Raw genomic sequence first — 14083 nt, forward strand, 5'->3', positions numbered from 1 at the left:
CCTCACATCTCCGGCAGCACGCGCCCCAACAGTCCCTTGGCAATCTCGCTCGGAATATCGGCGGCGCCGTAGAGGCTCGCCGGCTCCGGCGTCAGGCGGGTCCGCGCGAACAGCTCGGCGTGCGGCGGATGGATTTCATTGAGCGCGGCAGCCGCAGCGAGCTTGGCCAGCATCTCGACCGCGAGCCGCGCGGTGCGCTCGTTGTCGACCTGCAGCAACGCGCGGGCGATCAGGCCGGCGGCGCTCGGGCCGCCGGTGAGCGCCGACGTATCCTGAATCAGCGCCTGCAGCACCTCGGTGCCGGCGTCGCTCTCGCGCGACATCGCCCGCAGCACATCGAGGCACATCACGTTGCCGGAGCCCTCCCAGATCGCGTTGACCGGCGCCTCGCGATAGTGCCGCGCTAGGATGCCGTCCTCGACATAGCCGTTGCCGCCGAGGCATTCCATTGCCTCGTACACGAAGGGAGGCGCCGATTTACAGATCCAGTATTTCACGGCCGGCGTCAGCAGCCGCATGTAGGCCGCTTCAAAGGAATCGCGCGGAGCCTCGTCGAAAGCGCGGCACAACCGCATCACCAGCGCCACCGAAGCCTCGACCTGCAGCGCCATGTCGGCGAGCACCGAAATCATCAGCGAATGGTCGGCGAGACTCTTCTGAAACACGGTGCGATGCCGGGCGTGGTGCAGCGCGTGCGCCAGCGATGACCGCATCAGGCCAGCCGAGGCGATCGCGCAATCCTGACGGGTCAATTGCACCATCTGAATGATCGTGCGGATACCACGACCGGGCTCGCCGACCGGCAGCGCGTAGGCACCGGTGAACTCGACCTCCGACGATGCGTTGGAACGGTTGCCGAGCTTGTCCTTCAGCCGCTGGAAGCGGATCTCGTTGACCGAACCGTCGGGCGCAAAGCGCGGCATGAAGAAACAGCTCAACCCCTCGTCAGCCTGGGCCAGCACCAGGAAGGCGTCGCACATCGGCGCCGACATGAACCATTTGTGGCCGACGATGCGGTACGCGTCGCCGTCCCGGAACGCGCGCGTCGCGTTGGTGCGCACATCGGTGCCGCCCTGCTTCTCGGTCATGCCCATACCGATGCTCATGCCGCGCTTGGCGGTCCATGGCGCAAAGCCCGGATCGTATTGCCGGGTGCCGAGCACCGGCATCACCTGCGCCAGCAGCTCCGGCTGCGCGCCGAGCGCTGCGACCGAAGCGCGGGTCATCGTCACCGGGCAGAGATGGCCGGTCTCGACCTGAGCGGCCATGTAGAACTTCGCCGCGCGGACCACTTCCGAGGCGTTGCCGGCGGGCTTGCCGTTCGCGTCCCAGGTCGAGTTGTGCAGGCCGGCCTTGAAGCTTTCGCCCATCAGCTCGTGATAGGACGGATGGAATTCGACCTGATCGCGGCGAACGCCCTTGGCGTCGAAGGTCTTCAGCTTCGGGGTGTATTCGTTGGCAAGGCGGCCGCGCTCGACCATCTCGGTGGTGCCCCACGCCTTGCCGAAGGCTTCGAGCTCGACATGGGCGTTGGCGCCCTGGTTGAAGGTGACCGCCTCGAGCAGCGGCCGGTCAGCACCGAACAGGTTAATGTCCGGAAGCGGCGGCGACTGGTTGAACACCTCGTGGGTGGCGAAGGAAGGCTGCGTCATGTCGGTCCTGGAGCGATGCGGATTCGCGCGCATGTTACGCAGAAAACCGCCCCGAGGACACGCCGGATCGCCGCGCCCTCACTTCATCCGTTCGCGCGCCGCCTTGAAGCCGGTGACGAACCGCGCCAGCGTGTGCGAGGTGGCGCCGCGCGGCAGCATCACTTCGATCAACGAAAATACCCCGCGCCGCTCGACCGCGCACTGCAGCGCGGCGGCGAGTTCGGCCCGTGTCGTCACCCGCGTCCCGACCCCGCCGATCGATTTGGCGATATCGGCGAAATGCCAGTCGTCGAGATCGTTGAACTTCGACTCCGGCTGGAACACCCGCAGCATTTCCCAGCTGCAATTGTTGAACAGCACCACGATCGGATCGAGCCCATAACGCTTGCAATTGCCGAGCTCCCAGCCGGTCATCTGGAACGCGCCGTCGCCGACCAGCACCAGCGGCCGCAAGCCGGTCGCGGCGACGCCGATGCCGGCGGGCACGCCGAACCCCATGCCGGCGTAGTATCCCGGGGCTGCTAGCGCGGTGTTGTCGATCTCCATCGCGGTGAACAGGCAATCGCCGATGTCGGCGGTCATCGGCATCTTGCCGTTCCGGTCGAACAGGTCGTTGATCGCGGTGGCGATGTCCGACGGCGCGATCGGCGACGCATCGGCGGAGAGCCCGCGCGGATAAGCCATCCCCTTGCCGACCTTGCGCGGCCGCGGCGGATGCTGCGAGGCGTGGGCATCGAGCCCAGCGATCAGATCAGCCAGCGGCAGGTCGCGATAGACGTGGTGGCCGATCTGCACCTCGCGCCCGCTCGCCAGCACGGTGCGGCGCGGATCGGTCATGTTCGAGGACAGCGCGAAATTGGTGTCCGACAGGATGACACCGAACATCAGCACCAGGTCGGCGCCCTCGACTAGCGCCGACAGGTCCGGATCGCCGGCGGCGCCGAGGTAGGTGCCGGCGACCACGTCGTCGGCACCTTCGAGCAGGCCGCGGCCCATGAACGTCGTCACCACCGGCAGGCCGAGCTTACGGGCGAGCGCCCCGACCTGCTGCTCCACGCCGTAGCGGCGGATCTCGACGTCGACCACCATCACCGGCGACTTCGCCTTGGCGATGCGATCCAGGATTTCTTCGGCGCATTCGTCCCGCGCACCGGCGTCGGCCTCGCGCCGCGGCAGCTTCGGCACCGGGTCGACCTTGGCGTCGACCATGTCGCGGGGAAATTCGATGTACACCGGCAGCGACAGTTCCAGCGCGCTGCGCAGCACCCGGGCGATCTCGGCGGGCGCGGTCGAGGGATCGCTCAGCACGGCCTGATCGCAGGTGACTTCCTTGAATACCGCAAGTTGGGTGTCGACGGTGCGCACCTGATGATGCAGCAGATAGCCGCTGGTGCGCTCGCGTGCCCCCGGCGCGCCGGCGATCACCACCACCGGCGAGCGCTCGGCATAGGCGCCGGCGATCGAGTTGACGAGATTGAAGGCGCCGGCCCCATAGGTCACCACCGCGACGCCGATGCTGCCGCGATAGCGCGACGCGGCGTCCGCCGCGAAGCCGACCGCCGGCTCGTGGCTCAGTGTGACATACGGCAGCGTTCCGCTCTCTTCGATGACCTTGAAGAACGGCAGCACGAAATCGCCGGGAATGCCGAAAATCTCTCGGGCACCGTGATCCTTGAGGGCGTCGAGCAGCGCGGTCGCAAGCGTCGGCATGGAAGCTCCTGGATGGGCACAAAGGGGGCGGACCGATTTACCAGAGCTTGCGACCTTCGACCAACCGCACGCCATGATCACGCCCGGCACAGCATAAATGCCGGCGGCTCGATAACGCCGGGGGATTATTCCAGGCCCAGCCCCGTTGTCGCTTGCCCGGCTATCCAACTCTCCCTATAGCTCTTGCTTTAATGACCCCCGCCCCAAAATCAACTTTCGTCCTCGGTCACCGGCATCTGCTGGGAATCGAAGGGCTTTCCGCCGCCGACATCACCGGCCTGCTCGACCTCTCCGAGGAGTATGTCGAGCTCAACCGGCAGGTCGACAAGAAGCGCACCTCGTTGCGCGGCCGAACCCAGGTCAATCTGTTCTTCGAGGCCTCGACCCGGACGCAATCGTCGTTCGAGATCGCCGGCAAGCGCCTCGGCGCCGACGTGATGAACATGAGCGTGTCGTCGTCGTCGATGCGCAAGGGTGAGACCCTGATGGACACCGCGGTGACGCTGAACGCGATGCACCCGGACATCCTGGTGGTCCGGCATCACGCCTCCGGCGCGGTGGAACTGCTGGCCCGCAAGGTCGACGGCTCGGTGATCAACGCCGGCGACGGCGCCCACGAACACCCGACCCAGGCGCTGCTCGATGCGCTGACGATCCGCCGCAACAAGGGCCGGCTCGAAGGCCTGGTGGTGGCGATCTGCGGCGACGTGATGCATTCGCGTGTCGCCCGCTCCAACATCCTGCTGCTGAACACGATGGGCGCCCGCGTCCGTATCGTCGCCCCCTCCACCCTGCTGCCCGCCGGCATCGAGCGGCTCGGCGTCGAGGTCGCGCGCGACATGCGCGAGGGGCTCGACGGCGCCGACATCGTGATGATGCTGCGGCTGCAGCGCGAGCGCATGAACGGCTCGTTCGTGCCGTCGTCGGCCGAGTATTTCAACTATTTCGGGCTCGACCAGAAGAAGCTGGCCTACGCCAAGCCGGATGCGCTGGTGATGCACCCGGGCCCGATGAACCGCGGCGTCGAGATCGACTCGATCGTCGCCGACGGCGCCCAGTCGGTGATCCGCGAACAAGTCGAAATGGGCGTGGCGGTGCGCATGGCGGTGCTCGAAGCGCTCGCCCGCAACCTGCCGAACGCCTGATGCCGGAACGGGAAACACCATGCTGACCGATCGCCGCCCGATCCTGCTCGCCAACGCCCGCCTGATCGATCCCTCACGCGACTTCGACGGCATCGGCGACGTGCTGATCGCCGACGGCGTGATCCGCGATGCCCGCCGCGGCATCGGCGCCGCCGGCGTCCCCGAAGGCACCGACATCGTCAATTGCGCCGGCATGGTGGTCGCGCCCGGTCTGGTCGACATGCGCGCCTTCGTCGGCGAGCCCGGCGCCAGCCACCGGGAGACGTTTGCGTCCGCCAGCCAGGCCGCGGCCGCCGGCGGCATCACCACCATCGTCTGCCAGCCCAACACCAGCCCGGTGATCGACAATTCGGCGACGGTCGACTTCGTGATGCGCCGCGCCCGCGACACCGCGATCGTCAACATCCACCCGATGGCGGCGATCACCAAGGGACTCGGCGGCGCCGAAATGACCGAGATCGGCCTGCTCAAGGCCGCCGGCGCGGTGGCGTTCAGCGACGGCGATCTCAGCATCACCAACGCCCAGGTGATGCGCCGGGCGCTGACTTACGCGCGCGATTTCGATGCGCTGATCGTCCATCACACCGAAGACCCGGATCTGGTCGGCGAAGGCGTGATGAACGAGGGCGAATTCGCCACAAGGCTCGGCCTCGCCGGCATTCCAAATGCGGCCGAGACGGTGATGCTCGAACGCGACATCCGCCTGGTGATGCTGACCCGCGGCCGCTATCACGCCGCGTCGCTGACCTGCATCGAGTCGCTGGAGATCTTGCAGCGTGCCCGCGATCTTGGACTGCCGGTTTCGGCGTCGGTGTCGATCAACCACGTCGCGCTGAACGAGAACGACATCGGCCCGTATCGCACCTTCCTCAAGCTGGCGCCGCCGCTGCGCACCGAGGACGACCGCAAGGCGCTGATCGCCGCGCTCGCCTCCGGGCTGATCGACGTGGTGATGTCGGACCACAATCCGCAGGACGTCGAGGTCAAGCGGCTGCCGTTCGCCGAAGCCGCCGCCGGCGCGATCGGGCTGGAGACGATGCTGCCGGCCGGGCTGCGGCTGGTGCATGCCGGTGAACTGGAGTTCTTGAGCCTGATCCGCGCGATGTCGACCCGCCCGGCCGAACTGCTCGGCCTGCCCGGCGGCACGCTGCGCGCAGGCAGCCCCGCAGACCTGATCGTGGTCGATCCGGACGTGCCGTGGCTCGTCGATCCGGACGAATTGAAATCGAAGTGCAAGAACACCCCGTTCGACGAAGCGCGGTTCTCCGGCCGGGTCATCCGCACCATCGTCGGCGGCCGCACCGTCTATGAGCACGTCGGCGCGCATTGAGGGAGGCCTTCGATGTGCGGATCGAATGAAATCATTTCTCTTCGTCATTGCGAGCGAAGCGAAGCAATCCAGAGTCGCACATACAGACTGGATTGCTTCGTCGGCTTCGCCTCCTCGCAATGACGAACGCATGTCTTTGAGGAGACGACCACGATGATGATCGGGATCTACATCGCCGCGCTGGTGATCGGCTACCTGTTCGGTTCGATTCCATTCGGCCTGATCCTCACCAAGATCGCCGGCACCCAGGATCTTCGCTCGATCGGTTCCGGCAATATCGGCGCCACCAACGTGCTGCGCACCGGCCGCAAGGGGCTCGCAGCCGCGACCCTGCTGCTCGATGCGCTGAAGGGCACCGCCGCGGTGATCCTCACCGCTTATCTCGCCACCGGCACCGACGCGATCGCCGCCAATGCCGCGATGCTGGCGGCACTCGGCGCCTTCCTCGGCCATCTGTTTCCGGTCTGGCTGAAGTTCAAAGGCGGCAAGGGCGTCGCCGTGTATATCGGCGTGCTGATCGGACTGTTCTGGCCGGCCGCGGTGGTGTTCTGCCTGATGTGGCTGGCGACGGCCTTCACCTCCCGCTACTCGTCATTGTCGGCGCTGGTGGCGAGCTTCATCACCCCGATCTTCCTGTGGTGGTTTGGCCACGCCGCCCTCGCCTCGCTGTTCGCGGTGCTGACCCTGCTGCTGTTCTGGATGCACCGCGAGAACATCAAGCGGCTGCAGGCCGGCACCGAAGGTAAGATCGGCGAGAAGAAGTAATCGCAGGGGCAATTGCGGTAAGCGGGTGATCTGACCATACTTTCCGTCCACCTTCATCGACCTTGTTCACACGCAAAAGTTGCGCAACACTCCCGCTCGCGGGGGCGGATGTGGGCGAGCGTAGTAGCGATCAGGGGACGACAGTCCTTACCGAAGCGCAGCGGATCGACTGGCTGCGGCTGATCCGGGCCGAGAATGTCGGACCGCGCACCTTCCGCTCGTTGATCAATCATTTCGGCTCGGCCCGTGCGGCACTGGAGCGGCTTCCTGAGCTCGCAAAGCGTGGCGGCGCCGCCCGGAGCGGACGCATCCCGTCCGAGGACGAAGCGCGGCGCGAGATCGAGGGTGGCCGCCGGATCGGCGTCGAGCTGGTGGCACCGGGCGAGATCGGCTATCCCCCTCGCCTCGCCACCATCGACGACGCGCCGCCGCTGCTCGGCGTCCATGCCCTGCCCGATGCGCTCGGCGTGATGGTCCGGCCGATGATCGCAATCGTCGGCTCGCGCAATGCCTCGGGCGCCGGATTGAAATTCGCCGGCCAGCTCGCCGCCCATCTTGGGGCCGCCGGCTTCGTGGTGATCTCCGGCCTCGCCCGCGGCATCGATCAGGCGGCGCATCGCGCCAGCATCGCCAGCGGCACCGTCGCGGTACTGGCCGGCGGCCACGACAAGATCTATCCGGCCGAGCACGAGGACCTGCTGCTGGACATCATCCAGGCACGCGGCGCCGCGATCTCCGAGATGCCGCTCGGCCACGTCCCGCGCGGCAAGGACTTTCCCCGCCGCAACCGGCTGATCTCGGGCGCTTCGGTCGGGGTCGCGGTGATCGAGGCCGCCTATCGCTCCGGCTCGCTGATCACCGCCCGCCGCGCCGCCGATCAGGGCCGCGAGGTGTTCGCGGTCCCGGGATCGCCGCTCGACCCGCGCGCCGCCGGCACCAACGACCTGATCAAGCAGGGCGCGACCCTGATCACCTCGGCGGCCGACATCGTCGATGCGGTCGCCTCGATCCTGGAACGGCCGATCGAGCTGCCGGGCCGCGAGCCCGAGCACGCGCCGCCGGACGGCGAGCCTGAAGCAAGCGACCGCAGCCGCCTCCTCGCTCTGCTTGGTCCGAGCCCAATCGGAATCGACGACCTGATCCGCCTCTCCGGCATTGCGCCGGCTGTGGTGCGAATCGTGTTGCTGGAGCTCGAACTCGCCGGCCGGCTGGAGCGCCATGGCGGCTCGCTGGTGTCGCTGAGCTGAGCGAACCGCTCCCAAAAAAGCCAACGGCCCGAAGCGGTGAAACTTCGAGCCATTGTCCAGGAGCGGACGTACATCCGGCCCGCCCCGACGTTCGAATCGTGAACTGGTTCGGTTAATTAGACGTTAACTGCGAATGCTTCGTGACAGCGACCGCAGCCAGCACGCAGGTCGAACTCACGCACCGAACAAAGCTCAACCGGGATCTCAGGGGAACACAAAGACCTCTGTCTAATGAGATAGATCGCGGAACTTGTTCACTCGGTGCTGGAATTGCGCCGCCGGCGGACGATCTCCTTGGCTTCCATCCGCGCCATGTCGAGCAGATAACAAAGCATGTCGAGGCGATGCGCCTGCGCGACCTGAATCAGTTGGCCGGTCGCTTCCGACAGGTATTGGGCCGCTTCAACAGGCCCGCCATCTCCTGGCCGGACGGTACGGCAGTTTCGGTGGCTCTCGGACGGGGACGTCATCGGGCACCATTCCTAGACAGAATCGAACACACCAATCAGAAGATCATAGCCTCGATATACACGCATAAGTTGTACATCTCTAGGTTTATGTTTCGTGAATTTCAGTCCTAAGTAGGCCTGATTTCAGGCTGGTTCCCCGAGCAGCCATTTGACAGCGCACCCGTCACCACCCATGTTCCGGGCAATCCGGCCGGCGCGAGTCTCGCAGTCCGGCCTTTTTCTCTTCATTCTGACGCCTGGAATGCGATGAACCTCGTCATTGTCGAGTCGCCGGCGAAGGCCAAGACGATCAACAAATATCTCGGCTCGTCCTACGAGGTTCTCGCCTCGTTCGGGCACGTCCGCGACTTGCCGGCCAAGAACGGATCGGTCGACCCCGACGCCGACTTCCAGATGATCTGGGAAGTCGACCCGAAGGCGGCGAGCCGGCTCAACGACATCGCCAAGGCTTTGAAGAATGCAGACAAGCTGATCCTCGCCACCGACCCTGATCGCGAGGGCGAGGCGATCTCCTGGCATGTGCTGGAGGTGATGAAACAGAAGCGTGCGCTGAAAGACCAACAGGTCGAGCGCGTCGTGTTCAACGCCATCACCAAGCAGTCGGTCACCGACGCGATGAAGCATCCGCGCCAGATCGACGGTGCGCTGGTCGACGCCTATATGGCGCGCCGCGCGCTCGATTATCTGGTCGGCTTCACCCTCTCCCCGGTGCTGTGGCGCAAGCTGCCCGGCGCCCGCTCCGCCGGCCGGGTGCAGTCGGTGGCGCTGCGGCTGGTGTGCGACCGCGAGACGGAGATCGAGAAATTCGTCCCGCGCGAATACTGGTCGCTGATCGCCACTCTGGCGACGCCGCGCGGCGACACCTTCGAGGCGCGCCTCGTCGGCGCCGACGGGAAGAAGATCCAGCGCCTCGACATCGGAACCGGTGCCGAGGCCGAAGACTTCAAGAAGGCGATCGAGGCCGCGAACTTCCGCGTCGCCAGCGTCGAAGCCAAGCCGGCACGCCGCAATCCCTACGCCCCGTTCACCACCTCGACCCTGCAGCAGGAAGCCAGCCGCAAGCTCGGCTTCGCCCCGGCTCACACCATGCGGGTGGCGCAGCGGCTGTATGAAGGCGTCGACATCGGCGGCGAGACCGTCGGACTCATTACATATATGCGTACCGACGGTGTGCAGATCGACCCGTCCGCCATCACCCAGGCGCGCAAGGTGATCGCCGAGGATTTCGGCAACGCCTATGTGCCGGAGGCTCCGCGGCAATACACCGCCAAGGCCAAGAACGCGCAAGAAGCCCACGAAGCGATCCGCCCGACCGACCTGTCGCGCCGCCCGGCCGACGTCAGTCGCCGGCTCGAATCCGACCAGGCCCGGCTGTACGAGCTGATCTGGATCCGCACACTCGCCAGTCAGATGGAATCCGCCGAGCTCGAGCGCACCACGGTCGACATCGAGGCGAAGGCCGGGTCGCGCCTGCTGGAACTGCGCGCTACCGGCCAGGTGGTGAAGTTCGACGGCTTCCTCGCCGCCTATCAGGAAGGCCGCGACGACGATTCCGAGGACGAGGATTCGCGCCGCCTCCCCGCGATCAGCGAGAACGAAGCGCTGAAGCGCGAGGCCCTCGCCGTCACCCAGCATTTCACCGAGCCGCCGCCGCGGTTTTCCGAAGCCTCGCTGGTGAAGCGGATGGAAGAGCTCGGCATCGGCCGGCCCTCGACCTACGCTTCGATCCTGCAGGTGCTGAAGGATCGAGGTTACGTCCGGCTGGAGAAGAAGCGGCTGCACGGCGAGGACAAAGGCCGCGTCGTGGTCGCGTTCCTGGAGAGCTTCTTCACCCGCTACGTCGAATACGACTTTACCGCCGGGCTAGAAGAAGACCTCGACCGCATCTCCAATAATGAAGTGTCCTGGAAACAGGTGCTGAGCGACTTCTGGCGCGACTTCATCGGCGCGGTCGACGAGATCAAGGATTTGCGCGTCGCCCAGGTGCTCGACGTGCTCGACGAGATGCTCGGGCCGCACATCTATCCGGCACGCGAAGACGGCGGCGATCCGCGGCAGTGCCCGAGCTGCGGCTCCGGCAAGCTCAATCTGAAGGCCGGCAAGTTCGGCGCCTTCGTCGGCTGCTCGAACTATCCGGAGTGCCGCTACACCCGGCCGCTCGCCTCCGACAGCGCCGGCGACGCCGACCGCGTGCTCGGCACCGATCCGGACAGCGGTCTCGAGGTCGCGGTGAAGTCCGGCCGGTTCGGGCCGTACATCCAGCTCGGCGAGGCCAAGGACTACGCCGAGGGCGAGAAGCCGAAGCGGGCTGGCATTCCGAAGGGCACTTCGCCGTCCGATGTCGATCTCGAAATGGCGCTGAAGCTGCTGGCGCTGCCGCGCGAAGTCGGCAAGCACCCGGAGACCGGGCAGCCGATCAAGGCCGGCATCGGCCGGTTCGGCCCCTATGTGCAACACGAGAAGACCTATGCCAGCCTCGAGGCCGGCGACGACGTGCATACGGTCGGCCTCAACCGCGCGGTGACGCTGATCGCCGAGAAGGTTGCCAAGGGCCCCAGCAAGGGCCGCTTCGGCGCCGATCCCGGCAAGGCGCTCGGCGACCATCCGAGCCTCGGCGCGGTCGCGGTGAAGAAGGGACGCTACGGCGCCTACGTCACCGCCGGCGGCGTCAACGCCACGATTCCGAACGACAAGACCGAAGACACCATCACGCTGCCCGAAGCGATCGCGCTGCTCGACGAGCGCGCCGCCAAGGGCGGCGGCAAGGCCAAGAAGGCACCAGCCAAGAAAGCCGCCACCAAGAAGGCGGATGCCGACGGTGAGGCCAAGCCGGTGAAGAAGGCCGCCGCCAAGAAGGCCAAGCCGAAGGCGGAAAGCGCCGCGGCCAGCAAGGCGCGTGCACCGGTGGCGGCCAAGACCGCGGCGAAGAAGGCCGCCAAGCCCAAAGACGCGGCCAAGAGCAGCGCCGCCAAGAACGGATAGATGTGAGCAAGACGCGCGACGCGAAGTTTCCGGACAAGGCCACTCTCCTCGCCTTCATCCGCGCCCATCCCGGCAAGGTCGGCACCCGGGAGATCGCGCGCGAATACGGCCTCAAGAATGCCGATCGCGCCGAGTTGAAGCGGATGCTGCGCGAACTCGCCGACGGCGGCAGCATCCGCAAGAGCGGCCGCCGCAAGGTATCCGAGCCAGCCACGCTGCCGCCGACGCTGCTGGCCGACATCGTCTCGCGCGATGCCGACGGCGAGCTGATCGCCACGCCGTCCGAATGGGACGAGCAGGACGGCGACGCGCCGAAGATCCGCATCCACACCCCGCGGCGGATCAAGCCGGGCACCGCGGCCGGCGTCGGTGACCGCGCACTGCTGCATGTCGAGACTGCCGATCCGCAAGACGCCGGCCCCGCTTATGTCGGCCGCATCATCCGTGTGCTGGAACGCGGCAAGGCCCGCATCCTCGGCATCTTCCGCGCGCTGCCGCAGGGCGGCGGCCGGATGGTGCCGGTCGACAAGAAGCAGGCCGGGCGCGAACTCAACATCGCGGCGCACGATGCCGGCGGCGCCGAGGATGGCGACCTCATCAGCGTCGATCTGATCCGCACGCGCGGCTTCGGCCTCGCCTCAGGCCGGGTCAAGGAGCGGCTCGGCTCGCTCGCCAGCGAAAAAGCGATCAGCCTGATCGCGATCCACACCCACGATATCCCGCAGGAGTTCTCCTCGGCCGCGATCAGCGAGTCCGAAGCCGCCCAGCCGGCAACGCTCAAAGGCCGCGAAGACTGGCGCGAACTGCCGCTGGTGACGATCGATCCGCCCGATGCGAAAGACCACGACGACGCCGTCCATGCCGAGCCGGACCCCGACCCCGCCAACAAAGGCGGCGTGATCCTGCACGTCGCGATCGCCGACGTCGCTTACTACGTGCGGCCAGGCTCGGCGCTCGATCGCGATGCGTTGCGCCGCGGCAATTCGGTGTACTTCCCCGACCGCGTCGTGCCGATGCTGCCGGAGCGGATCTCCAACGATCTGTGTTCGCTGAAGCCCGGCGAGCCCCGCGGCGCCCTCGCCGTCCGCATGGTGATCGACGCGCAGGGGCACAAGCGCTCGCATTCGTTTCACCGCATCCTGATGCGCTCGGCGGCGAAGCTGAGCTACGCGCAGGCCCAGGCCGCGATCGACGGCAGACCCGACGACGTCACCGGCCCGCTGCTCGAAACCATCCTGAAGCCGCTGTACGACGCCTATGCGGTGATCAAGCGCGGTCGCGACGAGCGCAGTCCGCTCGACCTCGATCTGCCCGAGCGCAAGATCATCCTGAAGCCGGACGGCACCGTCGACCGCGTGATCGTGCCGGAGCGACTCGACGCGCACCGGCTGATCGAAGAGTTCATGATCCTCGCCAACGTCGCCGCCGCCGAGATGCTGGAAAAGAAGGCGCTGCCGCTGATCTACCGCGTCCATGACGAACCGTCGGTGGAGAAGGTCCACAACCTCGTCGATTTCCTCAAGACGCTGGATCTGTCGTTCGCCAAGCAAGGCGCGCTGCGGCCGGCGCAGTTCAACCGCATCCTGGCGATGGTCAAAGGCGAGGACTCCGAGCCGCTGGTCAACGAGGTGGTGCTGCGGTCGCAGGCGCAGGCGGAATACAGCTCCGAGAACTACGGCCATTTCGGCCTGAACCTGCGCCGCTACGCACATTTCACCTCGCCGATCCGGCGCTACGCCGATCTCGTGGTGCACCGCGCCCTGATCCGCGCGCTCAATCTCGGCGACGGTGCGCTGCCGCAAACCGAGACGGTCGAGACGCTGGCGGAGGTTGCGGCGCAGATCTCGCTCACCGAGCGACGCGCGATGAAGGCCGAGCGCGAGACCGTCGACCGGCTGATTGCGCATCATCTCGCCGACCGGATCGGCGCTACGTTCCAGGGCCGCGTCTCCGGCGTCACCAAAGCCGGCCTGTTCGTCAAGCTGAGCGACACCGGCGCCGACGGGCTGATCCCGATCCGCTCGCTCGGCGACGAATATTTCAACTACGACGAAACCCGCCACGCGCTCATCGGCTCGCGCAGCGGGGCCATGCACCGGCTGGGGGATGTGGTCGACGTCAAGCTGGTGGAAGCTGCACCGGTCGCCGGCGCGCTGCGGTTCGAACTGGTGAGCAACGCCAGCGTTGAATTCACGCACCGCAAGACGGCACGCACCATCAAGGGGAAGAGCAAGGCCAAGCTGAAAACCGAGAGCGGCAAGTCGGCACGCGCCAAGCCCGGACGGGCGAAAGCGCGGAAAGCGGCCAAGCCGAAGCAAAAAGCCAAGTCCGGGAGAGGAAAACGCTGATGACCATGCTGTCACGCGAGCCGATCGTCTGGCCGCCGCAATCCACCCCGTCGCAGCAGCGCAATGTCTGGCAGGCGATGTGGCGCGGCTTCCGCGGCCGATGCCCGAACTGCGGCGAAGGCAAGATGTTTCGTGCGTTCCTCAAGACCGCGGACAGCTGCGACCAATGCGGCCAGGATTTTACCGGCCACCGCGCCGACGACCTCCCGGCTTATCTCGTGATCGTCATCGTCGGCCATATCGTGGTGCCACTCGCGCTGTCGATCGAAACTCATTTTTCGCCGCCGGTGATGCTTCAGCTCGCGATCTACCTGCCTTTCACCCTGCTGGCTTCGCTGCTATTGCTGCAGCCGGTCAAAGGCGCCGTAGTCGGATTGCAATGGGCATTCCGGATGCACGGCTTCGACGAGACCAACCCGGACCACTGACGGCGC

Annotated in this window: 10 protein-coding genes; 7 read left to right on the forward strand and 3 right to left on the reverse strand. The window is 66.4% G+C overall.

The genetic code is table 11. From position 1 onward, the window contains the following. Positions 1-2 precede the first annotated feature (2 nt). On the reverse strand, positions 3-1652 hold the full coding sequence (locus DNX69_RS09635; protein ID WP_110786052.1) for an acyl-CoA dehydrogenase family protein: 1650 nt from the start codon (positions 1650-1652) through the stop codon (positions 3-5). Between the two features lie 78 nt (positions 1653-1730). Continuing rightward, positions 1731-3362: an indolepyruvate/phenylpyruvate decarboxylase gene (gene ipdC, locus DNX69_RS09640; protein ID WP_110785771.1), complete on the reverse strand. Its 1632-nt coding sequence runs from the start codon at positions 3360-3362 to the stop codon at positions 1731-1733. A 191-nt stretch (positions 3363-3553) separates the two neighbouring features. Between ipdC and DNX69_RS09645 the strand changes: the two genes are divergently transcribed. The 4 genes from DNX69_RS09645 (at position 3554) to dprA (ending at position 7849) form a co-directional block, all read left to right on the forward strand. Then, complete coding sequence (locus tag DNX69_RS09645; protein WP_110785772.1) at positions 3554-4507, forward strand: aspartate carbamoyltransferase catalytic subunit; 954 nt, start codon at positions 3554-3556, stop codon at positions 4505-4507. Positions 4508-4526: 19 nt separating this feature from the next. Further along, positions 4527-5837, forward strand: a complete 1311-nt coding sequence (locus DNX69_RS09650; RefSeq protein WP_110785773.1) for a dihydroorotase — start codon at positions 4527-4529, stop codon at positions 5835-5837. A 153-nt stretch (positions 5838-5990) separates the two neighbouring features. Further along, positions 5991-6602 (forward strand): glycerol-3-phosphate 1-O-acyltransferase PlsY, encoded by a 612-nt coding sequence (gene plsY / locus DNX69_RS09655; protein ID WP_110785774.1) that lies wholly within the window; start codon positions 5991-5993, stop codon positions 6600-6602. A 110-nt stretch (positions 6603-6712) separates the two neighbouring features. Further along, on the forward strand, positions 6713-7849 hold the full coding sequence (gene dprA, locus DNX69_RS09660; protein WP_110785775.1) for a DNA-processing protein DprA: 1137 nt from the start codon (positions 6713-6715) through the stop codon (positions 7847-7849). Positions 7850-8103: 254 nt separating this feature from the next. Here dprA and DNX69_RS09665 read toward each other — a convergent pair whose 3' ends face one another. Further along, positions 8104-8319 (reverse strand): hypothetical protein, encoded by a 216-nt coding sequence (locus tag DNX69_RS09665; RefSeq protein ID WP_110785776.1) that lies wholly within the window; start codon positions 8317-8319, stop codon positions 8104-8106. 246 nt (positions 8320-8565) lie between these two features. Here DNX69_RS09665 and topA point away from each other — a divergent pair, with 246 nt between their 5' ends. Genes topA through DNX69_RS09680 form a run of 3 tightly spaced genes read left to right on the forward strand, consistent with a single transcriptional unit; the run spans position 8566 to position 14077 of the window. Then, a complete protein-coding gene (gene topA / locus DNX69_RS09670) occupies positions 8566-11301 on the forward strand; it encodes a type I DNA topoisomerase (RefSeq protein WP_110785777.1) in 2736 nt (911 codons plus the stop codon). Positions 11302-11303: 2 nt separating this feature from the next. Further along, complete coding sequence (rnr, locus tag DNX69_RS09675; protein ID WP_110785778.1) at positions 11304-13649, forward strand: ribonuclease R; 2346 nt, start codon at positions 11304-11306, stop codon at positions 13647-13649. Beyond that, positions 13649-14077, forward strand: coding sequence for a DUF983 domain-containing protein (locus tag DNX69_RS09680; protein ID WP_110785779.1), 429 nt, complete (start codon positions 13649-13651; stop codon positions 14075-14077). Before rnr ends, DNX69_RS09680 begins: the two co-directional genes overlap by 1 nt. The last annotated feature ends 6 nt before the right edge of the window (positions 14078-14083 follow it).

Source organism: Rhodopseudomonas palustris (genome assembly GCF_003226555.1).
In the GTDB taxonomy this organism is placed as follows: domain Bacteria; phylum Pseudomonadota; class Alphaproteobacteria; order Rhizobiales; family Xanthobacteraceae; genus Rhodopseudomonas; species Rhodopseudomonas palustris_I.